Here is a 25,533-nt window from a genome sequence, read left to right on the forward strand (position 1 = left end):
CCGGCCGGCCCCGTCATTGCGAGGAGCGTAAGCGACGAAACAATCCAGGGCAGCTACGGCGGCTCTTGGATTGCTTCGCTTCGCTCGCAACGCCGGAGCACGTCAGCGTCCCCGCGCCAAATGCGGGTCGCAGGCGGCTTGCGGGCCCGTGCGCGCGGTAGGCGGCGCGAGCTGGGCGCTCAAGTTGGGGCGCAGCGGACGATGCACATAGGGAAAAGCCACCCCCAGGACCAAGCCCCAAAGCAACTCGCCTAGCAGAAGCCCAACCGCTGGATAGCCGGTCAATAAGGGCTGCGCGGGAAGCCATTGCAGGAGCGGGATCGGCCCGAGCATCCACAACACGAACCCGAAGGCCATGCCGAAAAGCCAGCCTCCCCGCGGGTCGTTCGCGGCCCGCTGAAACAGCCAGCCATACAGCACGCCGCCAAGCAGCATCAGGCCGATATAGGCCAGGGCCGGGAGGAAGACGGAAGCATGCGTCGCCTGAGCGAGGGCGCCCAGCGATCCAAAGGCTTGCAGCAACCCTAAGGCTGGAATGTCGGCGACAATGCTCGCCGCCATGCCGGCCAGCAGCGGCCGCTGCGTCGGACCGGCGTCCAGCCCATGGGCGCGCAGAATCTCAAGCATGACGTCTTCTCTTCTGCGCGGTCGTCAGTTGCTGGGCGTCGCTCAGCACGGCTTCGATGGTCGGCGCCTGGCGAAGATCCGGCTCGAAGAGTTGCGCCAAATATTTGTAGGTCAGGCCGACGAGACGCGGATCGCGATTGAGATCGAAGAGCCCGACCGGGTTGACGTTGCCCAGCGGCGCCCGCAGCGCGATGTCCCAGTCGACCTGATCGGTGAGCGAATACCAGGTAAAGCCGACGATCGGCACGCCCGCCTGGCGCATGAGCTGCACATTATGCCACTGCCGCCACAGCCAACGCGGCGCGTCGCGCGCGTCCAGGCGGTTTGTCTCAGTGTGCATCAGGGGCCGTTGGTAGCGCTCGTAATACTGACGGGCGATGACGTACCAACCGAACAACTCTCCGAGCGCCTGCGCGTCGCCATTGGCGTTGATGAGCTTTTCGTTCCATTCGTAGTAATCGACGCCGAGGATGGCGCGCGCGCCGACGTCCTGTTGCATGAACCATGCGTATTCTTCGGGCGGCATGCCGTTTTCGATCAAATAGCCGCGCATATCGTCGCGCACGCCGCGCGCATAGAGCAAATCGAGCGCGATGAAACGGCGCTGGTTTTCGAAGTCGGCGATGCGGCGGACCTTCGGATCGGGGCAGCAAGGCTGATAAAACTCGCCGCTCTCGCTGTTGACGAACACCGCATCTGGCCGCGCGGTCGAGATCGCCTGCATCATCAGCACGCTGGCTTTCGCGAGATGTCGCGTCGCCGTGACGAAGGCGCGCTCGTCCCGGCGTTGCTCGTTCCACACTCCTTCCAGCGCGCTGAGCTTGGCGCACACATACATCTCGTTGACAGGCGTGTAGAAGCGCACCCAATCGTAGCGACGGACGAAGGCGCGTGCATAGTCGGCGAGCGCATAAGGCGCCTCGGGATTTTGGAAATTCTCGAGCCAGTCGGGCAGGCCGAAGTGGCAGAGGTCCATAATCGGCGTAATGCCGAGCCGCTGCATTTCGTCAGCGACGTCGTCGAGAAAAGCCCAGTCGTATTGGCCCCTGCGCGGGTTGATGAGATGCAGCGGCGGACCGTAACGCAAATAGCGCAGCCCTAAGTCGCGCACCAGCGCGAGGTCCGTGCGCCAGTGACGATAATGGCCGCAAGCGGCCATCTCATCGATACGCCAACGCCCGCCGTCGAGTGTTGGATAACTGCATTCGACGCCGGTGGCGAACATGAACCTGTCTTCGGCGGGCGGGCGCGCCGCGGCGATGGGACGCGCAGGTCTCCGCCCTTCGAAGATGAAGCGGGGCAGCCGCTCGGCGGCATAGCCGACGGGTCTGACATAGACGAGGCCGAGAACCGCGCCCCAGATAAGATGCCCGGCGGCGATCGACGCCGGCTCGCGCCATCCACCCGAAAGGCCGAACAGGCCCGAGTACGGCAGCTCGCCGCTTTGGACGAGCGGGTGCATGAGTTCGAACTGCGGATGCATGATGAAGAGCGCCAGAGGCATGGGCACAAAGGCGAACAGCAAGCCTTGGAGCATCGGCGGCAAAGGCAGGACCGACCAGAAAAAATAAGCGTAGAAAACGCCCCAGATCGCGCCCACCAGCAAATGCAGCGACATGCCGACTGCCCACCACGCCCATGCGCTGGCGTGAGGGAGCGCCAGCGTGCCCAGCGTGCCCACAATGTCGAAGTAGGGGACGCCGGCGAGGATGAGCGGGCGCGCGACGGCCTCCCAAGCGACGGCGCCAGCCATGCCCGCGAGGACCGCCTTGCGATAAGCGACGTAACGGATCATGCTCCGCGCTCCCGGTCTCCCGCCGCATCCATTCCGAGCGGCACGCCGTTTGCTCTTGAATGCAATGGCGGAAACCCGGGCCGACGCGGCAAGTTCCTCTGCGCGGCCGGGGCCAGCGCGGCCACAAGAAAAGCCGAGGTTCTTCACATTCCTGAAAGCGAGTTGACGGCAATCTCACAGCTCGCCAAAAGACGTTCGGCGGGTTTATGTCAGCGTATTCTCGGGTGATAGGACATGGGAAACTCCAAAATCGTGATCACGAAGGACGGGATGTCAGGGCGGCTCGACCGGCGGTCGTTTCTGTCCGGCTCCGCCGCCAGTCTCGGCGCCCTGGGGCTCGCCGGTTGTGTGACCTCCGACGACATGGGCCGCGCCGAGGCGGCGAAGTTTTACGCGGCCGTCCCGAGCGAGAAATTCCCGATCCCGGCGGTCGATATCAGCAAGATCGATCCGAAATATTTTCGCCGGCTCGTGCGCTACGACACCAAGGAAGCGCCCGGCACGATCATCATCGATCCCAAGAATTACCACCTTTACCGCGTCGAAGGCGACGGAATGGCTACCCGCTATGGCGCCAATGTCAGCCGCCCCGGTTTCCTGTGGAGCGGTGAAGTTTATGTCGGGCGCAAGGCGGAATGGCCCACCTGGACGCCGCCCAAGGAGATGATCGCGCGCCAGCCGGAGGCGCGCCAATACGCCCGCGGCATGCCGGGAGGTCTGGACAATCCGCTCGGCGCCCGCGTGCTCTATCTCTATAAGAATGGCGTCTATACGGTTTACACGATCTACAGCACCAGCGACCCCGAGACGATCGGGAACGGCATTACGAGCGGCTGCACCGGCCTGCTCAGCCAGGACATGATCGACCTCTATTCCCGGACGCCGGTCAAGACGAAGGTCGTAATGCTGCCGGCATAGCAACGCTCCGTCGCGACGCCGCGGATGTCATTCCCGGCGGGCTGAAAGCCCGACCGGGAATCCAGAGCCGCAAAAGCGCTGGTTCTGCTCTGGATTCCCGATCGCTCGCTGCGCGAGCGTCGGGAATGACACCGAAAGCAACGTCGCGTTATGACGGTTTGGCGAAGTTCGGGATTTTGAAAAAGAGCTTCCCCTGCCGCCACATGGTGAACGCCACGCCGCCGGCCAGGAGGATGAAAATTCCGAAGCCGATGTAGAGGTAGAATTCCTCGTCGGTGACGAGCCCCACCGAGAAGGGATGGCGGCCCTCGTAGCTCTTGGCGCCGTCGTCGCTCGTGAGCTTCACATAGAGCTCATAATTGCCGGCCTGTTTGAAATTCTGGTCGAAATTCATCATGCCGTTGCGGAACTTCTGGATCGGCTGGCGGCTGACGACGTCGGCCTCTGGGTCGGGCTGGCTGTCGGGCGCCTTGGCGCGCAGCACGCGGACGTCCCAGTTCATGTCGCGCAGCTCATTGTCGCTGGCGTCGAGCACGATGACGGAGGCGCCGGTGTCGGGCAAAGCGTCGCATTCGCGGTCGATGTTTTTCTTTGGCTGCATGGCCACGAATTTCATCGACTTCGGCCCGATCGCGATGGGGCAGTCGGGATCGTAATAATGCCAGCCGGCGGCAAGCGCATGCGATGAGACGCCCGCGGACGCCAGAATGGCGAGCGCCGCGCCAAGAAACAGTTTCTTCACCTTACAACCCCGCCCTCTTGTCCATTCCCGCATCTAGAACCGCCAGCATCTGGTCCATCGCCAGCGCCGGTTCGGCGCATTTCGAATCGCCGACGATTCGCGCCGGCACGCCCGCCACGGTTTTATTGGCCGGCACCGAATCGAGCACGACCGAGCCCGCCGCGATCATGGCGCAGCGGCCGATCTCGATATTGCCGAGCACCTTGGCCCCGGCGCCGATCAGCACGCCGCGCCGCACCTTCGGATGCCGATCGCCGCGCGCCTTGCCTGTGCCGCCGAGCGTCACGCCATGCAGCATGGAGACGTCGTCCTCGATGACGCTCGTCGCGCCGATGACGACGCCCGTGGCGTGGTCGATGAAGACGCCCTTGCCGATCCTAGCCTGGGGGTGGATGTCGGTCTGAAAAATCTGCGAGGACAGGCTCTGCAGCGTCAGGGCGAAATCGCTGCGGCCGTTTTTCCACAGCCAATGCGCCAGCCGATAGGTCTGCAAGGCGTGGAAGCCCTTGAAATAGAGCGCCGGCTCCAGGAGTCGCGTGCAGGCCGGGTCGCGCTCGACGACGGCCAAAAGATCCGCCCGGAAGGCCTCTGCAAGGGCGCCGTCATGGGCGAGGCAGGAATCGAACGCCTGGCGAATCGCCGCATAGGGCGCTTCCGGTCGGTCGAGGCGCTGCGCCACGCGATGGACCACGACGCCGGCGACGCTCTCCTGCGCCATGATCGCGGGGTAGATGAAACCGCCGAGCTCCGGCTCGCGGCGCAACACATCCTCCGCCTCCAGCCGCAGGCGGGCGAGGAGCGGGTCGAAATCGATGACGGACGCGGCTATTTCCCGCTGTTCGGCGGCCATGGGACGCTTCCTCTTCTCCGTTTCCGCTCGAACAGCTCGCGTTCGGCTCCCGGCGGGCCGACGGCCCGACCGGGACTCCAGAGCCACGATGGCTTTGATTTGGCGCTGGATTCCCGATCGTTCGCGTCGCGAGCGTCGGGAATGACAGTGAGCCGTTCCCGGAAAGCGCGCATCTCGGAACGAAAGCGCGCAAGCGGCTATATAGCGCCTCGGGCGCGGCCGCGCATCAGGGGCGTTGGCCCAGGAATTCCAGCACAGCCTGCTTGTAGATGCGGTCGCCCACGGCGCGGTTGTGGTCGCGGCCAGGAATGTCGACAACGCGGGCGTTGCGGAACAGCGGCTGCAGGGGCGAGGGATCGCCGGCGACGTCGTCGCGCGTGCCGACGCAAATCAGCACCGGGCATTCGACCTTCGAGAGGAGCGCCGGGTCCAACGCCTTGCGGGCGCCGCGGACGCAGGCGGCGAGCGCCTTGAGATCGCTACGGGTCGATTCGGCGAAGCCTCGAAAAATTTTGAGCATCGAATTGTCGATGTCCTCGATTCGCTCGGCCTCCATGGCTTCGGCGAGCCCTGAGGGCAGGCCGGCGTCCTGCACGAGATATTGCCCGATGCCGCCGAGAATCAGCGAGCGGACGCGCTCCGGATGGGCGAGCGTCAGCACCGTCCCGATTCGCGCGCCGAGCGAATAGCCCATGACGTCGGCGCGGGCGATGGACAAATGGTCGAGGAGATTGGCGACGTCCTGCGCCATTAGGTCGAGCGCATATTCCGCTGGATCGTAGAGCTTCTGCGACCGGCCATGGCCCCTGCTATCCAGGACGACGACGCGGCGTCCGTCTTCGGTCAGCGTCTTCACCCATTGGGTGAACATCCAGTTCACCGCATGGGTGGAGGCGAAGCCATGAATGAGGACGATCGGCTCGCGTCGGTCGTCGCCAAGGGGCTCGAAATCCGAATAGGCAATCTCGACGCCGTGCGAGACGAAAGTTTCCATGGCAAATCCTGTGTGACGATTCCTACTTAAAGAATCAGATCGGCGGCGCAAGCGCGGGCCCATAAAAATAAACAGGCCTTGCCAAGCGCTCCGGTTGTCGCTAAACGGTCGCATGTCGCGGCGCTGATCCCCAAGCGGGATCGAAACCGCCGGCCGACAGGCGCCCGTAGCTCAGCTGGATAGAGCACCAGACTACGAATCTGGGGGTCAGAGGTTCGAATCCTTTCGGGCGCGCCATTAAACCCGAGCAGTTGAAAAACGCCAAACCGAGCCCTGCAAGGGGAAGCATGCGCGGCTGTTTGCCGCGCCGAGGGGGCGCTCCAGGTCGCGCGCTGCTGCGCCTTGGCGGAGTTAGCCCCGGCGCGCCGCGCCTGCGTCTCTGTGAGAGGAAGGGGCCAATAGCGAGGGGCTTCGACGCGTCGCGTCAGTCGGATCAAAAGACTGAAAATCGCATCCCGGTCGATATGTAGTTGGAAGCGCCATGCACGCCGTCGATGAGGCCGTAGACGCCGGATCGATGATGGACGCGTACGAATACTTCGAATGGCGCGTCTTTAGACGGCGCGAAGGTAAATTCCGGCACAAGCAGATTCAGGAATCGCGCGCTGTGATGGCTACTATCGAACTGCCTTTCGAAATCTGAAATGCCGGTCACATAGCTTGCGCCGATAAGACCCACCCTGAAGTTCGTATAAATGAAATCGTTCCATGGAAAATATTTCCACCGCGCCATTGGAATGAGGTCGAACTCCCACTGACGCCCGCCAGCGTCGCTGCCGAAACGCTTGGCGACGCCGCCCTCGATTTCGAGGTCTAAAGGGACGCGCTCGAAGCGATAAGCGGTATAAATTGCATGGGCGTCCACCATCGCGCCCGGAACGAAATGCGCGTCCCAAGGGCGACGCACTGTGATGTTGATCAGTGATTGATTGCTGAGCGCCCCAACATAGGCCCCGACTCTGAGGGTTGGCTGTGGCTTTGGCGTAAGCATCCAAGGTAACGCAGGAGGCGCCAAAGCGGACAAGTCGCCAGCGAGCGCCGATATTCCCGAGAAGAACAAAGACATAAGCGAGGCAATAAATAATTTCCTCATGCTCGCGCGCCCTTTATGCTGAATACGCAGTGGAAACGACGTGGGTGATGTTGATTCTGTAAGATAAAACCGCGACTTATGTAAATATTACTTCATGGGTGCGTAGAAAAATGCCGCGAAAAAAGGTCGTTTTTGAGGCGTGTCCGAATAATGCGACATAGCCGCGCTCGAGCCTTACTATCTTTGTCTAGATTTGCGTTGAAATCATGGGGATGGGCCTTGGCCGCCGCCCTTGTTCGGGTAGGCGCGCTGCTGGCCGCGCCGAAGCGCCGCGCAGAGACATTTTAGGGGCGGGCGTTGCGGGGCGGCGTGGGCACAGGTAAATAAATCTTGTCTCGGGAGACTTTCGAAATGATCCAGCGTCACCGCTAAGGCGGGAAGGCATTCGATGGCGGAGCGATCCGCCGGCTGGACTCTTTTTCGAGATCATCATGGAAAGACTTCACAAAAAGACCTGCGTCATTACTGGCGCGGCGCGTGGCATTGGTCGCGCGATTGCGCGCCGCTTCCACGACGAAGGCGCAATCGTCATTCTCACAGACATAGACGAAGCGGCTGGCGCCGCGGCAGCCGCAGAAATCGGCTGTCGATTCGAGACGCTCGACGTGCGGGAGGAAGCCGATTGGCGGCGCCTGGCCGAACGCGTCCCGACAGCCGACGTGGTGGTCAACAATGCTGGCGTAACGGGTTTTGAGCAGGGCGCCGCGGCGCATGATCCCGAACAGGCCAGCCTTGCGGATTGGCGGGAAGTCCATCGGGTCAATCTCGATGGGACCTTCCTTGGGTGTCGCTACGCCATCAAAGCGATGAAGGCGCAGGGCGCCGGCTCGATCATCAACATCTCGTCGCGTTCCGGCTTGGTTGGCATTCCGCTGGCGGCTGCTTACGCCTCATCCAAAGCGGCGATCCGCAACCACAGCAAGACCGTTGCGCTCTATTGCGCGCAGAAAGGATGGAAAATCCGCTGCAACTCGATCCATCCCGCAGCGATACTGACGCAAATTTGGGAGCCGATGCTGGGAACGGGCCCCGACCGCGAGGCCAAGATGCAAGCCTTGGTTGCCGACACGCCGTTGAAGCGTTTCGGGATGCCCGAGGAAGTCGCGGCGATCGCCGTCACTCTGGCGTCCGATGAAGCGACCTATGTGACGGGGACCGAGATTCACATCGACGGCGGGTTGCTGGCGGGGTCCGCCGCATCCCCCGGCTGATGCGAAATCCGCTTGATTGGTTCGCTGTCATTCCCGACGCTCGCTCGAGCGAGCGATCGAGAATCCAGAGCCGCAAAAGCGCTGGTTTTACTCGGAGCCCGTCATTGCGAGCGAAGCGAAGCAATCCAGGGCGGCGATGCGGCCCTGGATTGCTTCGTCGGCTTCGCCTCCTCGCAATGGCGGCGGTGATTCCCTGTGTGTCCAAACGGCGCGAGCGTCGGGGATTGATCGAGCGCCCGCGCGAAGCCGCGCTCGATCCATCGGCCGTGTAACGCCCTCACCCTCGAGCGAGCGTCGGATAATCCACGTAGCCTTCCGGGCCTTTCGAATAAAAGGTCTCGAGCTTTGGCTCGTTGAGGGCCGCGCCCAGGCGTAAGCGTTCGACGAGGTCGGGATTGGCGATGTAGAGCTTGCCGAAAGCCACGGCGTCGGCCTCGCCCGCCGCAATCGCGGCTTCGGCTGTTTCGCGCGTATAGGCTTCGTTGGCGATATAGGCCCCGCCGAATTCTTTCTTCAAATAAGGCCCCAGCGCATCCGGGCCTTGATGCTCCCGCGCGCAGATGAAGGCGATTTTGCGTCGGCCCAACTCGCGCGCGACATAGCCGAAGGTCGCCTTTGGGTCTGAGTCGCCCATGGATTGGGCGTCACCGCGCGGCGCGAGATGCACGCCAACGCGCCCCGCTCCCCAGATGTCGATGGCTGCGTCGGTGACTTCCAGCATCAGACGCGCGCGGTTCTCGATCGAGCCGCCGTAGCGGTCGGTTCTTTTATTCGCGCTGTCTTGCAGAAACTGATCGAGCAGATAGCCATTCGCGCCATGGATCTCCACGCCGTCGAAGCCGGCGCGCTTGGCGTTCTCGGCGCCTTGCCGATAGGCCGCGACGACGCCGGGAATCTCGTCGATGTCGAGGGCGCGCGGGACGGGATAGGGCTGCTTTGGCCGCAGCAGGCTGACATGCCCTTCCGCGGTGATGGCGCTGGGCGCGACCGGCGGCGCGCCATCGAGATAGACCGGGTGGGAGAGGCGCCCAACATGCCACAATTGCAGCAGAATGCGGCCGCCTGCTTCATGCACCGCGCGCGTGATCTCGCGCCATCCGTCGACTTGCGCGTCCGACCAAATGCCGGGCGTGTCAGGATAGCCGACGCCCATCGGCGTGACGGAGGTGGCTTCCGATAAGATCATCCCTGCCGAGGCGCGCTGGACATAGTAATCCCGCATGAGCGCATTCGGCGTGCGGCCCTCGCTTGCCCGGCACCGCGTCAGCGGCGCCATGACGATCCGGTTGGGGAGGCGCAGATCGCCGATATGCAAAGGGTCGAAGAGATTGGACATCGAGGCTCCGGTCAGTGCGAGACGGGGTGGTTTTTTTATAGCTTAAGGCATGGCGGATTTCAGCTTGATCCTGTCGCCATCGACGACGAAGCTTCCGAGCCCTTGGTGGTGGATCGTCTTCGACGCTTTGCGTGCCGGATCGATCCAGCCTTTCACGCCTTGCAGCACAAAGAGACAATATTTGTTGGCAAGGCGCGTATCGACGACCTTGCACTCGATGTTGGCGAAACATTCTGCGACCAGCGGCGCCGACACTTTTTCCGCCTTCCGCTTGGTGAGCGCAAAAGCCTCGAATTTATCGACGTCCCGCCCGGAGCAATTGCCGATCGCCACGACCGTTTCCGCCATCCCCGCCGGCGGAATGGCGACGACGCATTCCTTTGTCGCCCGCAAGGCGGCGAAGCTGTGGTCGCGGTCGCTGACCACGCAGGCGATGAGGGGCGGGTCGAAGTCCACCATCATGTGCCAGGACATGGTCATGACATTGGCCCGGCCTTTATGGGCGGTCGTCAGCAGAACCACCGGGCCGGGCTCGATGAGCCGGTAAACCTCGCCCAGAGCCAAATCTTTCATGGCCGGACCTCCGTGATACTTGCCGCCGCGCGCGAGCGCTCTCTCGGCCTTGGATTGTAGGGGGCGCCGTCTCCTATCCCAGCGTCGACCCGAAGGCGCCGCCGTCCAGCAAGATGTTTTGGCCGACGATATAGCCGGCATATTCGCTACACAGGAATGCAGCCATCGCGCCGAACTCCTCAGGGGAGCCGAAACGCCCGGTCGGATTGGCGGCATAGGCCTCGTTTCGAACGTCTTCGACGGACAGCCCCCGGGCGCTGGCCATTTTACTCAGGAGCGAAACCATGCGGTCGGTTTCGTGTGGGCCGGGCAACAGATTATTGATGATAACGCCGTCTTTCGCCACCTGTCTGGCGGCGCCGGCGACAAATCCGGTCAATCCGCTGCGGGCCGCAGTCGACAAGCCCAGCTCCGCCACGGGTGATTTGACCGTCGCCGACGTTATATTGACGATCCGGCCCCACTTGCGGCTGATCATTCCGGGCAGCACGCTCGTCATCAGGAAAATTGGCGTCAACATATTGGCGTCGATGGCGTCGAGCCATGCGTCGCGATCCCAGTCCGACCACAGGCCGGGCGGCGGCCCGCCGGCGTTGGTGATGAGGATGTCGGGCCGTGGTTCCGCCTCGAGTAGCCGCTGCCGCCCTTCTTCGCTCGTCACATCGGCGGCGACGGCCTGCACCTCGACGCCGTAAGTTGCGCGTATCTCGCTTGCAGCGTGCTCCAGCGTTGCGACCGTGCGGCTATTCAGCGTCAATATCGCGCCAGCTTCAGCGAGCTTTTGTGCGACGCCGCGACCCAACCCTTTCGAGCTGGCGCAGACGATCGCGCGTTTGCCTTTGATGCCTAAATCCATTCGTCTTCCTCAAATGCGCGCCATTTCACGGATTTGCGCCGTTCAGGCGAGTGACGCCCCGGCGCGTTCCGACGAGGGGAATCCGATCGATCGATGCGTCGTCGTTCGAGCGATTCCCAAAGCAGCCGTCAGGAAATTCAGAGTAAATCAACGCTGATCGTCGCGCTGAATAGCACGCCCACATAACGGAAGGTACGAGCGCCGCTTTCTCGTTTCCAGGCGCGTTGCGGCCCGCCCCCTGCGACTCTAGGTCGCGCAAACTAGACAGTTTTGTGCAAACCATGACATGCTTGTCGTGATAGAAACGAAATTGTCGGCTTTTCCGGGCGTGAAGCAGCGGCTGATCGTTCTGAAGCGCCTGTTTTCCTGCAGGTTTGAAGACTACGTCGCAGGATCGCGATTGGCTCGTTCCTTGCTGCGATCTTTGCGAAAGAAGAGTGGCTCCCGTCCTCGACGCGAGAAGCCGCCGCTTTTTGGAAACGCAATGGGGGAGAGGAATGCCCGCCATCGAGTCGTTTTACGACGTGATCCGACGTCAGGGGATCACGCGCCGCAGCTTCACGAAATTCTGCTCTTTGACGGCTGCGAGCCTGGGGCTCGGTCCCCTTGCCGCCTCCAAGATGGCGCAGGCGCTGGAGACAAATCCGCGCGTGCCGGTCATCTGGATGCATGGCCTCGAATGCACCTGCTGCTCCGAGAGCTTCATTCGCTCGGCGCATCCTCTGGTGAAGGACGTCGTCCTCTCCATGATCTCGCTTGACTATGACGACACGATCATGGCGGCCGCCGGCCATCAGGCCGAGGCGATCCTCGAGGAAACCAAACAAAAATATAAGGGCAAATACATTCTCGCCGTCGAGGGCAATCCGCCGCTCAACGAGGGCGGCATGTTCTGCATCGACGGCGGCAAGCCTTTCGTCGAAAAGCTGAAATGGATGGCTGAGGACGCTTTCGCCATCATCGCCTGGGGCGCCTGCGCCTCCTGGGGCTGCGTGCAGGCGGCTGCCCCTAATCCGACGCAGGCGACGCCGATCGACAAGGTCATCAAGGACAAGCCGATCATCAAGGTCCCCGGCTGCCCGCCGATTGCGGAGGTCATGACCGGCGTCGTGACTTACATCACGACCTTCGGCCGCCTGCCGGAGCTCGACCGCCAGGGGCGGCCGAAAATGTTCTACTCCCAGCGCATCCACGACAAATGCTATCGCCGCGGGCACTTTGACGCCGGGCAGTTCGTCGAGGAATGGGACGACGAGGCCGCGCGCAAGGGGCATTGCCTCTATAAGATGGGCTGCAAGGGGCCGACGACCTACAACGCCTGCTCGACGGTGCGCTGGAACGGCGGCGTCTCTTTCCCGATCCAATCCGGCCATGGCTGTATCGGCTGCTCGGAAGAGGGCTTCTGGGACAAGGGGCCGTTCTACGAGCGCCTCTCGAACATCCGGCAATTCGGCATCGAGAAGAACGCCGATGAGATCGGTCTGGCGGCCGTCGGCGTCGTCGGCGCGGCGGTGGCGACGCATGCGGCCGTCACGGCGGTCAAGCGCGTCGTGACGAAGCGGGACGGAAACCAAGTGTAATCCTTGCCCTCATGCTGAGGAGGCGGCGAAGCCGCCGTCTCGAAGCACGAGGGCGATCCACGGACGACGGTTTCCTCTTCCTTCGAGACGCCCGCTTCGCGGGCTCCTCAGGATGAGGAAATCTTTTCGGCCGATCACCCAGGACGAAACACGAAAGACGCCGAACCAACGGCCGATCTTCGAGGAAACGCAATCATGGGCATCCAGACTCCCAACGGCTTCAAACTCGACAATTCCGGCAAGCGCGTCGTCGTCGATCCGGTCACGCGCATCGAAGGCCATTTGCGCATCGAGGTGAATGTCGACTCCAAGAACGTCATTCGCAACGCCGTCTCCACCGGCACGATGTGGCGCGGCATCGAAGTCATCCTCAAGAACCGCGACCCGCGCGACGCCTGGGCCTTCACCGAGCGGATTTGCGGCGTCTGCACCGGCACCCATGCGCTCACCTCGGTGCGCGCGGTCGAGAATGCGCTGAACATCAGCATTCCCGAGAACGCCAATTCGATCCGCAACATCATGCAGCTCTGCCTGCAGGTGCACGATCATCTGGTGCATTTCTACCATCTGCATGCGCTGGATTGGGTCGACGTCGTTTCGGCTCTGTCCGCCGATCCGAAGGCGACCTCGGCGCTGGCGCAGTCGATCTCGCCCTGGCCGCTGTCCTCGCCGGGCTACTTCAAAGATCTGCAGACGCGACTGAAGAAATTCGTCGAGTCCGGCCAGCTCGGGCCGTTCAAGAACGGCTATTGGGGGCATCCGGCCTATAAGCTGCCGCCCGAAGCCAATCTGATGGCGGTGGCGCATTATCTGGAAGCTCTCGACTTCCAGAAGGACATCGTCAAGATTCACACGGTCTATGGCGGCAAGAATCCGCATCCCAACTGGCTCGTCGGCGGCGTGCCCTGCGCCATCAATGTCGATGGAACGGGGGCGGTCGGCGCGATCAATATGGAGCGCCTTAATCTCGTCTCGCAGATCATCGACCGCTCAATCGAGTTCGTCGAGCAGGTCTATATTCCGGACCTTGTCGCCATCGCCGGCTTCTACAAGGATTGGCTCTATGGTGGCGGGCTCTCGGGCAAGAGCGTCATGAGCTATGGCGACATTCCCGAGCACGCCAACGACTATTCCGCCGGCAATCTCTTGCTGCCGCGCGGCGTGATCTTGAACGGCAATCTCAAAGAGGTTCTGCCAATCGACAATGCCGATCCGGAGCAAATACAGGAGTTTGTCGCCCACTCCTGGTACAAATATCCGGACGAGACCAAGGGGCTGCATCCTTTCGACGGCGTCACCGAGCCGAACTACAAGCTCGGCCCCAACGCCAAGGGCACGCCGACCAATATCGAGTCGCTCGACGAAGGCGGCAAATATTCCTGGATCAAATCGCCGCGCTGGCGCGGCAATGCGGTCGAGGTCGGCCCGCTCGCGCGCTACATCATCGGCTATGCGCAGGGCAATCCCGAGTTCAAGGAGCCGGCGGATCGTCTCCTCAAGACTCTCGGCGTTCCCGTCACGGCGCTGTTCTCCACGCTCGGCCGCACCGCCGCGCGCGGTCTCGAATGCCAGTGGGCGGCGCGCAAGATGCGCCATTTCCAGGACAAGCTCGTCGCCAATATCAAGAATGGCGAGACGGCGACCGCCAATGTCGATAAGTGGGAGCCCAAGAGCTGGCCGACGGAAGCCAAGGGCTATGGCTTCACCGAGGCGCCGCGCGGCGCGCTCGGGCACTGGATCAAGATCAAAAACGGCAAGATCGACAATTACCAGTGCATCGTGCCGACGACCTGGAACGGCAGCCCGCGCGACCCGCAGGGCAATATCGGCGCGTTCGAGGCGTCGCTCATGGACACGCCCATGGCCGATCCCGAAAAGCCACTTGAAATCCTACGCACCATTCACTCCTTCGACCCGTGCCTGGCCTGCTCGACTCACGTGATGAGTCCGGACGGGCAGGAGATGGCGTCGGTGAAGGTCCGTTAAAGGAGGCGTCCATGGTCGACGGCATCCAAGTTGCTGGCGTCGGCGACGCGCATGGCGCGCGCGCCGTCGAGCGTCAGACCGTCTATGTCTATGAGGCGCCCGTTCGCGTCTGGCATTGGATAAATGCGCTCTGCATCACCGTGCTGTTCGTTACGGGCTATTTCATCGCGAGCCCTTTTCCGAGCGTGACCGGCGACGCGAGCAGCAGCTTCCTGATGGGCTATATCCGCTTCGCCCATTTTGCGGCGGGGCAGATTCTCGCGGCTTTCTATCTGCTGCGCATCTATTGGATATTCGCCGGCAATGCGCATTCCCGGCAGATATTTTACGTGCCCTTCTGGAGCCGAGACTATTGGGCGGGCGTGGCGCATGAGGCTGCGTGGTATCTCTTCCTCGCCAAGGCGCCGAAGAAATATGTCGGGCACAATCCGCTGGCGCAGCTCATCATGTTCTCCATGTTCACCGTGCCGCTGATCTTCATGATCGTGACGGGCTTCGCGCTTTATTCGGAAGGCGAGGGGATCGACTCCTGGCAGTATAAGGTTTTCGGCTGGGTGTTCCTGATCTGGCCGAACAGCCAGGAGGTGCATACGCTGCATCACATCGGCATGTGGGCGCTCGTCACCTTCACGATCGTTCATATCTATGCCGCCGTCCGCGAGGATATTGTGAGCCGTCAGAGCATCATCTCCTCGATGATCTCCGGGGAGCGCATTTTCAAGGACGAGGCGGCGGAGTGATGAGCGCGGGCGCCCCGAAAATCCTCGTGCTGGGCATCGGCAATATTCTGTGGGGGGACGAGGGTTTCGGCGTGCGCGCCGTCGAGGCCTTCCATCGGCGCTTCGAGACGCCCGAGAATGTCACCGTGCTCGATGGCGGCACGCAGGGGCTTTATCTCGTGCATTTCGTCGAGGAGGCGGATTATCTCCTCGTCTTCGACGCCATCGATTACGGCCTCGAGCCCGGCGCCTTGAAGATCGTCCGCGACGAAGAAGTCCCGAAATTCACCGGCTCCAAGAAAATGAGCCTGCATCAGACCGGCTTTCAGGAAGTGCTGAGCGCCGCGGATTTGCTCGGCCATTACCCGCAAAAGCTCGCGCTCATCGGCTGTCAGCCGCTCGATCTCGAAAATTGGGGCGGCGCGCTGACGGCGCCTGTTCAAGAGGCGATCGACGTCGCGGTCGAGGCGGGCGCACAGCTCCTCGCCGAGTGGGGAGTGGCCTTGTCCTTGCGTGAGGACAATACGGCGATCGCGTTGCTCGCCAATGACATCGATCATCAGAGCTATGAAAGGCGCGTCTGATCCGGCGCGTCGGAGGTTCACAAGGAGCTGGCCATGAAGTCCTTCGCCAAAGTCGCCCTCGCTCTCCCCCTCATGGTCGCGGCCGGGGCGGCGCAGGCCAATCCCGGGTTGCATGTCCATCCGCATCTAACTGAAGCCCCATTGGTCGATCTTCATCCAGCGCTGGGGCTGGCGCTCGCCGTGGCGTGCTGGGCGGCTCTCGTCTGGGCCGCGGAAGCTCACGCGACGGCGCGTCGTCGTCCTTTGGCGGCCCACGCGAAATAAACGCCCCTATGTGTCTCGGCTTCCCGATGACCGTGCTCTCCGGCGATGACGCGCGGGCGCTTTGCGAGCGCAAGGGCGAAACGCAATCCGTCTCGATGCTGCTCGTCGGGGCGCAGACGCCGGGAACGAAAGTGCTGGTACATCTTGGAACCGCCATGCGCGTTCTCGACGCCGATGAAGCGCAATCGATCGACGATGCGCTCGATGGGCTTGCGGCGGCCCTGAGCGGCGGCGACTTCGAGCAATATTTTGCCGATCTGATTGACCGCGAGCCGCAATTGCCGGATTTCTTGCGGGATCAGAAGTAAGGAGTAGGCATGCCCCTGCCGCAGGCTATCATCGACCGCATCGGCGCCCCGCTCATCGATGAGGCGAATGCCGACGCCCTTTTGAGCGCGCAGGGCGAAGACGGGCGTTTCCTTCTGCTTTTCGCCGGCGACCCGGCGCAGCGTCCAGAGGCGACGGATGTCGCGGTGATTTTCCCCGAGCTTCTGATCGCCTTTGACGGCCGTCTCTCCGGCGCGCTCGTCGCCGCGCATGCCGAGAAGAGCCTCGGCCAAAGATTTCAGGTCGACGTGCTGCCGAGCCTCGCCGTGATCCGAGCCGGTAAGACCATCGGCGTCATTCCGCGCATCCGCGACTGGTCGGAGTATCTCGAAAAGATCGAGGCTTTCCTCGCGCCCGACGCGGCGCCGCTCGCCAAGGCGGGCCCTCGCGTCGAAATCACTTTCTCGCAAAAAGGAGCGACCGCGTGAAGGCCGGCTTTTGGGTGGCGCCCGACGGCGCCGACGACGCCATAACGCTGCTGCCGATCGGCGGCGAGGAGGCGCTCGATACGCGTCGGGAAGTGAACTTCCTCGCCACGCGATCTGCGGCTGAGCTCATCGCGCGCTGCCCTACTGTCGCTGAGCTGCTGCCGCAGCTTGCCGACGCGCTTGCCGCCCAAACGGCGCAAGAGCCGAACAGGCTGTTCGACATCACCGATCTGCCGGCGGACGACCGCGAGCTTTTGTCCCAAGTGGTGGGCGAGGGCGAGGTCGCCGGGGTTGCGGTCTTGACCGACGGCGTCGTCGCGCAAGTTCAGGAGTCCGTCATGGCGGGCCTGTGGCGGGTGCGCTTCACCGACGCCGGCGGCGCGCTGGTCGCAGATTATCTCGAGATCGGCGCCATTCCGCAGGCGGTGCGCAAGGCCGCAGAGCTCGCCGCCGCCGACATCAGCTTCGGCGCGCCGCCCCAGGGCGCAATGAACGTCATGCCGGTGTTGGCGGAAATTCGCGAACGGATGGCGGCTCACACGCCGGGCGCCGCCAGCCATATCATCAACTTCTCCCTTCTGCCGATGAGCGAAGCGGATATGGGATTTTTGCAGGAGACGCTCGGCGACGGGCCTGTAAGACTGGTCTCGCGCGGCTATGGAACCTGCCGGGTGCTCGCGACCGGCGCGCGCAATGTCTGGTCCGTGCAATTCTTCAACGCCATGGATACGATCATTCTGGATACGCTCGAAATCGGCGACGTTCCCGCGGCCGCCTGCGCGGCCGATGAAGATTTCCACGACTCGGCGGAGCGGCTGCGCGAGATCGACGAGGCTTATTTCAAATGAGCTTCGAGAATTTCGGCCAGACGGAAACCTCCGACGACGACCGCATGGAATGCGGCGTCTGCTGGAGCGTCTATGATCCGGCCGAGGGCGATCCCGTCTGGCAGATACCGCCGGGCACGCCGTTCTCCGCCCTGCCGGAGGAATGGCGTTGTCCGAATTGCGACGCGCCGCGTGCGCGTTTCATGCGGCTGGGCAAGTGAGGTTTGGGCGTGAGATTTGGCGCGTGAGACTCGGCGATGGACGATGAGGCGGCCAGGACGATTGGCGAGACTCTCGCCGGGATCTACGCAGGCGTGCGCGCCGGGCCGATGCGCGACGTGCCGATCTGCAACGACGCGCTCGACGTGGCGGCGATCGGCTTTCGCGCCTTCGGAGAGAGCGCTGTCGGCGTCGTGGTGACGCCCTGGTTCATGAATTTGATCGTCGTTCCGGAACCGCCCATCGCCGCTGGCACCTCGGTCCGCGTCGCCCTGCCGGCCGGCGACGTCGAATGCGTCCCCGCCCAGCTCGACGGCTTCGGCGCGATCCTTGCCTGCTCGTTGTTCTCGCCCATGTTCGAGTTTTCCGATATGTCGTCGGCGCGAGAAGCTGCGGGAGAGGCGATGAAGGCGCTTTTCGATCCTGGTCTGCTCGAAGAAAAGCCGGCGCAAAAACCGGCCAGGCTGGATCGCCGCGCCTTGCTGCGTGGGAGGCTCTCGGGGCAAGAGGCGGCGTCATGAGCGCGCTCGCCGGCCCCGGCGCCATCCGCATCGGCGCGGACGTCGATACGGATGGGCGCGTCGTCTCGGTGTTCGTGAATTCGAGCCGGCCGGCGGGAATCGCGCGTATCTTTCGGGGGCGCGGCCCGCAAGAAGTCCCCCAGCTCGCCGGCCAGCTCTTCAGCCTGTGCGGTTTTTCACATGGAGCCGCGGCGCAGCTCGCTATCGCCGCCGCGCGGGACGAAGCGTTGAGCGACGCCGCGCAATTCTCTGTCACGATCGGCCTTGCCGCCGAACAGGCTGTTGAATCGCTTCGCTCGCTGGCCCTCGGCTGGCCGCAGGCGGGCGAGTCGATGGATATGGCGCCCGCCGCCGCGCCTCTACGCGAGGCCATGAGCGCGGCGCGTCTCGTCATGGCCATTGCGGCGCGCGGGGAGGCCTGGGCGCAGCGCGCCGAGCTTGGCGCGCCGGTAAAGGCCATCGAGGACGGCGCGCGGTCCCTGGGCCTGCGTTGCGAGGCGCCGGATGCGCCCGAGCGCGAGAGCTTCCTGGCGGCGGTCATGGCGCAAGCCCAGGCCGACGCCTTCCTGCGCCCGCACGCGCCCGACGCCTTGGCGGCGGCGGACGACGCCAGTGTCATCGAGTGCTTGCGTAAGGGCCGGGATCATTTCGCCGCCTCTCCAACCTTGCCGCATCGCATCGTGGAGACGGGGGCTTTCGCCCGGCATTGGCGGGAGACAGAGAGCGGCGGTTCGGCGGTCGCAGCGCGCTTGGCGGCGCGGTTGATCGCCATCGGCGAGGCGCTGGACATTCTGCGTCGCGCGCTGTCGCGGGGCGAGGCCGACATGAGCGGCGCCGCCGTCCTTTGCCCGCTTGGCGCGGAAGAAGGCTTCGCCGCCGTCGAGACCGCGCGCGGGCGCCTCTATCACTGGGCGCGCCTCGACGACGCCTTGCGCGTGCGCGACTATGCGCTGCTCGCGCCGACCGAGTGGAATTTCCATCCGGCGGGCCCCTTCGCGGCGGCGCTGCTTGGCGCTCCAATCGGCTTTGGCCCCGAGGCGCGGCTGCGCATTCGGCGCCTTGCCGCCGTCTTCGACCCTTGCGTCGCCTTTCAGGTCGAGCTGCGCGAGCCGCTTCATGCATGAGATGGCGCTGACGGAAAGCATCGTCGACATCGTCTGCGAGGAGGCGCGCAAGCAGGGCTTCGGCAAGGTGCGCGTCGTGCGGCTCAAGGTCGGCGCCATGGCGCATGTCGAGCCCGAGGCTTTGCGCTTTTGCTTCGACGCCGTTTCGCACGGCACGGTGGCTGACGGCGCGACTCTGGACATCATCCGTGCGCCGGGCGAAGGTTGGTGTCTCGACTGCGGCAAGACGGTGCCGCTCGACGAGCGCTTCGGCGCCTGCCCCGAATGCGGCAGGCGGCATGTGCAGATGACCTCGGGCGACGAGTTGCGCATCGAGGAGTTGGAGGTCGACTAATGTGCACAGTGTGCGGCTGCGGAACGGCGACGGTCGAAGGCGAGAAGACGGGCGCGGACAAGCACGCGGCTGATCACCATCATCATCACGACCATGCGCATGATCATGACCATGGGCATCATCACCATGGCCATGATCACGACCACCATCATCATCACGATGACGCGCATGACGACCATCACGATCATGCGCATGGCGAGGCCATCGATTTCGGCGCCGGCGCGGCGGGCGTGCATGTCCCCGGCCTGAGCCAGGAGCGCATCGTCCGCATCGAGCGCGACATTCTTTCCAAGAATGACGCCTATGCGCGGGGCAATCGCGCGGTCTTTGCGCAGAAAGGCGTGCTGGCGCTGAACCTTGTTTCCAGCCCCGGCTCGGGCAAGACGACGCTGCTGGTGCGCGCCATCAACGATTTGAAGGAAAAAGCCGCCGTCGCCGTCATCGAGGGCGATCAGCAGACGTCGAATGACGCCGAGCGTATTCGCGCCACAGGCGCGCCCGCTATTCAGATCAACACCGGCAAGGGCTGCCATCTCGACGCGCATATGGTCGGCCATGCGCTCGAGAGCCTCGATCTGAAAAAAGGCGGCGTGCTGTTTATCGAGAATGTCGGCAATCTTGTTTGCCCGGCGGCCTTCGATCTCGGCGAGGCGCATAAGGTCGTGGTGCTTTCCGTGACGGAAGGCGAGGACAAGCCGCTCAAATATCCGGATATGTTCGCGGCCGCCGATCTCATGCTGCTGAACAAGTCCGATCTGCTGCCGCATCTTTCTTTCGACGTCGGCAAATGTCTCGCCAATGCGCTGAAGGTCAATCCGCACCTGCAGACGCTTGTCGTCTCCGCGCAGACCGGCGAGGGAATGGCGGCGCTCTACGCCTGGATCGAGGCCCGCGCCGCGCACGCCGCCGCCGGCGCCGCAACAGCGGGCTGAGAGGCATGAGCGTCGTCGCGGCCACGGGCGCTTCGCGCGAGCCGAGCGCGCGGCTGCGTATCCGGCTGCGTGGGGCGGTGCAGGGCGTGGGCTTCCGACCCTTCGCCTATGGCCTCGCCGCGCGTTACGGCTTGAGCGGCTTCGCGCTGAACGACGGCGAGGGCCTGCTGCTCGAAATCGAAGGCGCGCGGCACGAGGATTTTTTATCGGCGCTGCGCCGGGAGAAGCCGCCGCTCGCGACAATCGACTCGATCGACGTCGAGCGCATCGATTTATGTGGCGACAGCGATTTCTCGATCCGCGAAAGCGCGGGCGGGCGAAGCCAGACGCGCATCGTCGCGGACGCGGCGACTTGCGAGGCTTGCCTCGACGAGCTTTTCGACGCGACGAGCCGCTTTCACCTTTATCCCTTCATCACCTGCACGCATTGCGGGCCACGCTTCACCATTTCGTCGTCGCTGCCTTATGACCGCCCGCAGACCTCTATGGCGCCCTTCGCCATGTGTGCGGATTGCGCGCGCGACTATGCCGATCCGCGCAGCCGGCGCTTCCATGCCGAGACGATTGCCTGCCCGACATGCGGCCCGCGGCTCGATGTCGAGCCCGGCGTCATTGTGGAGCGGATACGCGCCGGCGCCATCGTCGCGGTGAAAGGGATCGGCGGCTATCATCTCATGTGCGACGCGCGCAATGCGGGGGCCGTCGCCGAACTGCGCCGCCGCAAGGAACGCGACGCCAAGCCCTTCGCCATCATGGCGGCTAACGCCGCGTCGCTCGCACTTTTCGCCGAGCCGACCGAGGCCGAGCTCGATCTGATCCAGCATCGGGCGCGGCCGATCGTCGTGGTGAAATCGAGAGGAACGCCTGCGCCCGCCATTGCGCCGCGTCTTACGCGCATCGGCGTCATGCTGCCTTATGCGCCTTTGCATCATTTGCTGTTTCACGCGGCGGCGGGTTTTCCTGCCGGGCGCGACTGGCGCGAGGAAGCGAATGATTTCGTCATCGTCGCGACGAGCGCCAATCCGGGCGGCGAGCCGCTGGTGGTCGATGACGCAGACGCGCGCCGCAGGCTGTCCTCCATCGCTGACCTCATTGTCGGCCACGATCGCGCCATCGTCGTGCGCGCCGATGATTCCGTCGCTGCGGTCGTCGACTGCGCGCCCGCCTTTCTGCGGCGCGCGCGCGGCTATACGCCCGACCCGATCGATCTTGGCGCAGACGGGCCATGCGTCGTCGCCTTGGGCGCGCATCTCAAGACAACTGTGACGGTGACGCGCGGGCGCGAGGCTTTTGTTTCGCAGCATATCGGCGATCTGGATGACGCAGAGAGCGTGCGGTTCTTTGATGAGACCCTGCGCCATCTCCTCTCGATACTCGACGTCACGCCGGAAGCCGTCGCCTGCGATCTTCATCCTGATTTTTATTCCACACGCCTCGCGGAGGAGATGGAACTGCCGCTATTGCGCGCCCAGCATCACGCGGCGCATGTTGCAGCGATCGCGGCGGAGCATGGCGTTTCGGGGCCGGCGCTCGGCGTGGCGCTCGACGGCTATGGCATGGGCGACGATCGCGGCGCCTGGGGCGGCGAATTGATGCGCGTCGACGGGTCGACATGGACGCGCCTCGGCCATCTCGCGCCGCTCGCGCTGCCGGGCGGCGACCGCGCCGCGCGCGAGCCCTGGCGCATGGGGATGGCGGCACTAGCAGCTATCGGGCGTCTCGAACTCGCCGAGCGCTTGTTTCCCGAGGCGGCGCTCGCCGATAAGATCGCCGAGAGCCTGCGTCGCGGCATGGCGCCGAAAACCACCAGCATGGGGCGCCTCTTCGATGCGGCGGCGGCGCTCGCAGGCGTCTGCCTTGAACAGCGTTACGAGGGACAGGCGGCGATGGAATTCGAAGCGCTTGTCGAAGCGCCGCGTACATTGCCGGGCGCTTTCGCCCTTCGTGACGGCGTTCTCGATTTCTCGCCACTCCTGTCCCTCATCGCAACCGAGCGACCAAGCCCGCGCGAGGCCGCAGAATTTTTCCACGGCGCGCTGATAGAGGGTTGCGCCGAATGGATTGCCGCTACGGCGCAAGCGCAGGGGCATTCGCGTGTGGCGCTCGGGGGCGGCTGCATGATGAACCGGATTCTGGCCGAGGGCCTCGTCGAGGCCCTGCGCTTGCGGGGGCTTTTTCCTTTGCTGGCGCGGGCCGTTCCATGCAATGACGGCGGCCTGTCGCTGGGACAGGCCGCGATGGCGCGCGCCGCTTTCGCGGCCGCCGAGAGAGAGAAAGAGAGCGCGGCATGTGCCTAGCCGTTCCCGTGCGCGTCACCGAGCTGCTGCCCGATCAGATGGCGAAAGTATCGCTCGACGGCGTTTCCAAGAGCATATCGATCGCGCTGGTCGATGATGTGTCGGTTGGCGATTATGTGATCCTGCATGTTGGCTTCGCGCTTTCCAAGGTCGACGCCGAGGAAGCCGAGCGCACGCTCGCCATGATCCGCGATTTCGCCGGAATGAACCCATGAAATATGTCGACGAGTTTCGCGACGGCGACTTGGCGCGCGGTCTCGCGCGCAGCCTCGCGACTTCGGCGCGCGACGACCGCGAGTATCGCTTCATGGAATTTTGCGGCGGTCATACCCACGCCATTTCGCGTTACGGGCTTGAAGATCTGCTGCCGCCCAATATTCGCATGATCCATGGGCCCGGATGCCCCGTCTGCGTTTTGCCTGTGGGGCGCATCGATGCGGCGATTGCGCTCGCGCGCGATCCGAAGGTGACCCTCTGCACTTATGCGGACCTCATGCGCGTGCCGGCCTCGGGCGGCATGAGCCTCATAAAGGCGAAGGCGGCGGGCGCCGACATCCGCATGGTTTATTCAACCCTCGACGCCATTCGCATCGCCGAGGCCGAGCCGTCTCGCGAAGTCGTGTTCTTCGCCATCGGCTTCGAGACGACCACGCCGCCGACGGCGCTGGCCATCAGGCTTGCCGCGCAAAAGAAGCTTTCGAACTTCTCCGTCTTTTGCAACCATGTGCTGACGCCCGCCGCCATGCGCGCGATCCTCGCTGGGGAAGGCGAGGGCGTGGAGATCGACGGTTTTGTGGGGCCCTCGCATGTTTCCGCCGTCATCGGCGTGCGGCCCTATCAATTCGCCGCGCAGCAATTCAACAAGCCGATCGTGATCGCGGGCTTTGAGCCGCTTGATGTGATGCAGTCCATTTTGATGCTGGTGCGCCAGTTGAACGAGGGCCGCTGCGAGGTCGAGAACCAATATGGCCGGGCCGTCACGCACGAGGGCAATCTCAAAGCGCAGGCCGAAGTCGCCGATATTTTCGAGCTTCGCGACTCCTTCGAGTGGCGCGGGCTCGGTGAAGTTCCGGCGAGCGCTCTGCGGCTGCGCGCGGCTTATGCGGATTATGACGCAGAGCGCCGCTTCGGCGTCACGACGCCTAGCGCCAAGGACAATCCCGCCTGCGAATGCGGCGCGATCCTGCGCGGCGCCAAGCGGCCGCATGATTGTAAGCTGTTCGGCACGGTCTGCACGCCGGAAACGCCAATGGGCTCCTGCATGGTATCGTCCGAGGGCGCCTGCGCCGCGCAATGGACCTATCGCCGCTTCGACACGCAGAGGGTTGCGTCGTGACCAAGACTTATCGTCGCAAGCTCGATATCGGCAATGGCCGCGTTGATCTCTCGCATGGCGCCGGCGGGCGGGCGATGGCGCAGCTCATCGCCGACATTTTCCACACGGCGCTCGACAACGACTGGCTGCGGCAGGGCAATGATCAGTCCGTCTTCGAGGCGCCCAAAGGCCGCATGGCGATGACGACCGACGCCTTTGTTGTTTCGCCGCTGTTCTTCCCCGGCGGCGACATCGGTTCGCTCGCGGTGCATGGCGCGGTGAACGATATCGCCATGTCGGGCGCCAAGCCGCTGTATCTCTCGGCGAGCTTCATCATCGAGGAAGGTTTTCCGCTTTCCGATCTCGCGCGTATCGCGGAGAGCATGGGCGCGGCGTCGCGCGCGGCGGGCGTTCCCGTGATTACCGGTGACACCAAGGTCGTCGAGCGCGGCAAGGCGGATGGCGTCTTCATCACCACGACAGGCGTCGGCGCCGTTCCCGAAGGGCTTGACCTTTCCGGCGACAAGGCGCGGCCGGGGGATGTTCTGCTGGTCTCCGGCTCGATCGGTGATCACGGCGTCGCCGTGATGTCGAAGCGCGAGAATCTGGAGTTCGACTGTGAGATCTTGTCGGACTCCGCCGCGCTGCATGGGCTCGTCGCGGATATGGTCGCGGCGGCGGGCGCCGCGCTGCGGCTGATGCGCGATCCGACGCGCGGCGGCCTCGCCGCGACCTTGAACGAGATCGCGCAGCAGTCGCGGGTTGGTTTTCGTATCGAGGAAGCGGCCATTCCGGTGAAGCCGGAAGTCGCCGCCGCCTGCGAGCTGCTTGGTCTTGATCCGCTGAATGTCGCCAATGAGGGCAAGCTGATCGCCGTCGTCGCCCCGGAGGCCGCGCCGGCGCTACTCGAGGCGATGCGCGCCCATCCGCTCGGTCGCGACGCCGCGATCATCGGCGCCGCGGTCGAGGATGAGCGGCGCTTCGTGCAGATGACATCGTCCTTCGGCGGCGCGCGCATTGTGGATTGGCTTGCGGGCGAGCAGCTTCCGCGGATTTGTTAGAGCGGCTTGCTGGGGGATGT

General features: G+C 63.8%; 28 protein-coding genes and 1 tRNA gene. 20 read left to right on the forward strand and 9 right to left on the reverse strand.

What is annotated here, in order from left to right:
- Positions 1-102: 102 nt before the first annotated feature.
- The gene (locus QMG84_RS05500; protein WP_281931028.1) at positions 103-627 is read right to left on the reverse strand and encodes a hypothetical protein; all 525 of its coding nucleotides are present in this window, start codon (positions 625-627) and stop codon (positions 103-105) included.
- Positions 620-2,422, reverse strand: a complete 1,803-nt coding sequence (locus tag QMG84_RS05505) for a family 1 glycosylhydrolase (RefSeq protein ID WP_281931030.1) — start codon at positions 2,420-2,422, stop codon at positions 620-622. Before QMG84_RS05505 ends, QMG84_RS05500 begins: the two co-directional genes overlap by 8 nt.
- A 234-nt stretch (positions 2,423-2,656) precedes the next feature.
- On the opposite strand from QMG84_RS05505, the gene QMG84_RS05510 reads away from it, so the two are divergent.
- Positions 2,657-3,340 carry a L,D-transpeptidase gene (locus QMG84_RS05510; RefSeq protein WP_246744782.1) on the forward strand — a complete coding sequence of 228 codons (684 nt, stop codon included), beginning with the start codon at positions 2,657-2,659 and terminating at the stop codon, positions 3,338-3,340.
- Between the two features lie 148 nt (positions 3,341-3,488).
- On the opposite strand, the gene QMG84_RS05515 is transcribed toward QMG84_RS05510, so the two are convergent.
- The 3 genes from QMG84_RS05515 to QMG84_RS05525 all read right to left on the reverse strand — a co-directional run bounded on the left by QMG84_RS05515 (position 3,489) and on the right by QMG84_RS05525 (position 5,926).
- Complete coding sequence (locus QMG84_RS05515; protein WP_281931032.1) at positions 3,489-4,082, reverse strand: hypothetical protein; 594 nt, start codon at positions 4,080-4,082, stop codon at positions 3,489-3,491.
- Between the two features lies 1 nt (position 4,083).
- A complete protein-coding gene (cysE, locus tag QMG84_RS05520; RefSeq protein ID WP_202072269.1) occupies positions 4,084-4,932 on the reverse strand; it encodes a serine O-acetyltransferase in 849 nt (282 codons plus the stop codon).
- A gap of 226 nt (positions 4,933-5,158) precedes the next feature.
- The gene (locus tag QMG84_RS05525) at positions 5,159-5,926 is read right to left on the reverse strand and encodes an alpha/beta fold hydrolase (protein ID WP_281931035.1); all 768 of its coding nucleotides are present in this window, start codon (positions 5,924-5,926) and stop codon (positions 5,159-5,161) included.
- Positions 5,927-6,086: 160 nt separating this feature from the next.
- Here QMG84_RS05525 and QMG84_RS05530 point away from each other — a divergent pair.
- Positions 6,087-6,163: transfer RNA gene (locus QMG84_RS05530), tRNA-Arg, on the forward strand.
- A gap of 196 nt (positions 6,164-6,359) precedes the next feature.
- On the opposite strand, the gene QMG84_RS05535 is transcribed toward QMG84_RS05530, so the two are convergent.
- Entirely contained in the window at positions 6,360-7,019 is a 660-nt protein-coding gene (locus QMG84_RS05535) for a hypothetical protein (protein WP_281931037.1), read from the reverse strand.
- Between the two features lie 431 nt (positions 7,020-7,450).
- On the opposite strand from QMG84_RS05535, the gene QMG84_RS05540 reads away from it, so the two are divergent.
- Positions 7,451-8,230: an SDR family NAD(P)-dependent oxidoreductase gene (locus QMG84_RS05540; RefSeq protein ID WP_281931039.1), complete on the forward strand. Its 780-nt coding sequence runs from the start codon at positions 7,451-7,453 to the stop codon at positions 8,228-8,230.
- Between the two features lie 277 nt (positions 8,231-8,507).
- On the opposite strand, the gene QMG84_RS05545 is transcribed toward QMG84_RS05540, so the two are convergent.
- From QMG84_RS05545 to QMG84_RS05555, 3 genes are all read right to left on the reverse strand, one after another.
- Entirely contained in the window at positions 8,508-9,566 is a 1,059-nt protein-coding gene (locus QMG84_RS05545) for an alkene reductase (RefSeq protein ID WP_281931041.1), read from the reverse strand.
- 42 nt (positions 9,567-9,608) lie between these two features.
- Positions 9,609-10,139, reverse strand: coding sequence for a flavin reductase family protein (locus tag QMG84_RS05550; protein ID WP_281931043.1), 531 nt, complete (start codon positions 10,137-10,139; stop codon positions 9,609-9,611).
- Between the two features lie 73 nt (positions 10,140-10,212).
- On the reverse strand, positions 10,213-10,995 hold the full coding sequence (locus QMG84_RS05555) for an SDR family oxidoreductase (RefSeq protein WP_281931045.1): 783 nt from the start codon (positions 10,993-10,995) through the stop codon (positions 10,213-10,215).
- Positions 10,996-11,492: 497 nt separating this feature from the next.
- Between QMG84_RS05555 and QMG84_RS05560 the strand changes: the two genes are divergently transcribed.
- The 17 genes from QMG84_RS05560 to hypE all read left to right on the forward strand — a co-directional run bounded on the left by QMG84_RS05560 (position 11,493) and on the right by hypE (position 25,513).
- Complete coding sequence (locus tag QMG84_RS05560; RefSeq protein ID WP_202072275.1) at positions 11,493-12,575, forward strand: hydrogenase small subunit; 1,083 nt, start codon at positions 11,493-11,495, stop codon at positions 12,573-12,575.
- 195 nt (positions 12,576-12,770) lie between these two features.
- Positions 12,771-14,561 carry a nickel-dependent hydrogenase large subunit gene (locus QMG84_RS05565; RefSeq protein ID WP_281931048.1) on the forward strand — a complete coding sequence of 597 codons (1,791 nt, stop codon included), beginning with the start codon at positions 12,771-12,773 and terminating at the stop codon, positions 14,559-14,561.
- An 11-nt stretch (positions 14,562-14,572) separates the two neighbouring features.
- Entirely contained in the window at positions 14,573-15,301 is a 729-nt protein-coding gene (gene cybH, locus QMG84_RS05570) for a Ni/Fe-hydrogenase, b-type cytochrome subunit (RefSeq protein ID WP_281931049.1), read from the forward strand.
- Positions 15,301-15,864 carry a HyaD/HybD family hydrogenase maturation endopeptidase gene (locus QMG84_RS05575; RefSeq protein WP_281931051.1) on the forward strand — a complete coding sequence of 188 codons (564 nt, stop codon included), beginning with the start codon at positions 15,301-15,303 and terminating at the stop codon, positions 15,862-15,864. The genes cybH and QMG84_RS05575 overlap by 1 nt, the downstream gene beginning before the upstream one ends.
- A 33-nt stretch (positions 15,865-15,897) precedes the next feature.
- Positions 15,898-16,128: a hypothetical protein gene (locus QMG84_RS05580; protein WP_281931053.1), complete on the forward strand. Its 231-nt coding sequence runs from the start codon at positions 15,898-15,900 to the stop codon at positions 16,126-16,128.
- An 8-nt stretch (positions 16,129-16,136) separates the two neighbouring features.
- Positions 16,137-16,436, forward strand: a complete 300-nt coding sequence (gene hypC, locus QMG84_RS05585) for a HypC/HybG/HupF family hydrogenase formation chaperone (protein ID WP_281931055.1) — start codon at positions 16,137-16,139, stop codon at positions 16,434-16,436.
- A 9-nt stretch (positions 16,437-16,445) separates the two neighbouring features.
- Entirely contained in the window at positions 16,446-16,883 is a 438-nt protein-coding gene (locus tag QMG84_RS05590; protein WP_281931057.1) for a thioredoxin domain-containing protein, read from the forward strand.
- The gene (locus QMG84_RS05595) at positions 16,880-17,731 is read left to right on the forward strand and encodes a hydrogenase expression/formation protein (protein WP_281931059.1); all 852 of its coding nucleotides are present in this window, start codon (positions 16,880-16,882) and stop codon (positions 17,729-17,731) included. Before QMG84_RS05590 ends, QMG84_RS05595 begins: the two co-directional genes overlap by 4 nt.
- Positions 17,728-17,931 (forward strand): rubredoxin, encoded by a 204-nt coding sequence (locus QMG84_RS05600; RefSeq protein ID WP_281931061.1) that lies wholly within the window; start codon positions 17,728-17,730, stop codon positions 17,929-17,931. Before QMG84_RS05595 ends, QMG84_RS05600 begins: the two co-directional genes overlap by 4 nt.
- Before the next feature lie 36 nt (positions 17,932-17,967).
- Positions 17,968-18,450, forward strand: a complete 483-nt coding sequence (gene hybE / locus QMG84_RS05605; protein ID WP_281931063.1) for a [NiFe]-hydrogenase assembly chaperone HybE — start codon at positions 17,968-17,970, stop codon at positions 18,448-18,450.
- Entirely contained in the window at positions 18,447-19,574 is a 1,128-nt protein-coding gene (locus tag QMG84_RS05610) for a nickel-dependent hydrogenase large subunit (RefSeq protein WP_281931064.1), read from the forward strand. The genes hybE and QMG84_RS05610 overlap by 4 nt, the downstream gene beginning before the upstream one ends.
- Positions 19,567-19,908, forward strand: a complete 342-nt coding sequence (gene hypA, locus QMG84_RS05615) for a hydrogenase maturation nickel metallochaperone HypA (protein WP_281931065.1) — start codon at positions 19,567-19,569, stop codon at positions 19,906-19,908. Before QMG84_RS05610 ends, hypA begins: the two co-directional genes overlap by 8 nt.
- Positions 19,908-20,840 carry a hydrogenase nickel incorporation protein HypB gene (hypB, locus tag QMG84_RS05620; protein WP_281931067.1) on the forward strand — a complete coding sequence of 311 codons (933 nt, stop codon included), beginning with the start codon at positions 19,908-19,910 and terminating at the stop codon, positions 20,838-20,840. The genes hypA and hypB overlap by 1 nt, the downstream gene beginning before the upstream one ends.
- Positions 20,841-20,845: 5 nt before the next feature.
- Positions 20,846-23,137 carry a carbamoyltransferase HypF gene (hypF, locus tag QMG84_RS05625; protein ID WP_281931069.1) on the forward strand — a complete coding sequence of 764 codons (2,292 nt, stop codon included), beginning with the start codon at positions 20,846-20,848 and terminating at the stop codon, positions 23,135-23,137.
- The gene (locus tag QMG84_RS05630; protein WP_202072289.1) at positions 23,128-23,352 is read left to right on the forward strand and encodes a HypC/HybG/HupF family hydrogenase formation chaperone; all 225 of its coding nucleotides are present in this window, start codon (positions 23,128-23,130) and stop codon (positions 23,350-23,352) included. Before hypF ends, QMG84_RS05630 begins: the two co-directional genes overlap by 10 nt.
- Complete coding sequence (hypD, locus tag QMG84_RS05635) at positions 23,349-24,473, forward strand: hydrogenase formation protein HypD (RefSeq protein WP_281931071.1); 1,125 nt, start codon at positions 23,349-23,351, stop codon at positions 24,471-24,473. Before QMG84_RS05630 ends, hypD begins: the two co-directional genes overlap by 4 nt.
- A complete protein-coding gene (gene hypE / locus QMG84_RS05640) occupies positions 24,431-25,513 on the forward strand; it encodes a hydrogenase expression/formation protein HypE (protein ID WP_281931072.1) in 1,083 nt (360 codons plus the stop codon). Before hypD ends, hypE begins: the two co-directional genes overlap by 43 nt.
- The last annotated feature ends 20 nt before the right edge of the window (positions 25,514-25,533 follow it).

The sequence above is a fragment of the Methylocystis iwaonis genome (assembly GCF_027925385.1).
Taxonomy (GTDB): Bacteria; Pseudomonadota; Alphaproteobacteria; order Rhizobiales; family Beijerinckiaceae; genus Methylocystis; species Methylocystis iwaonis.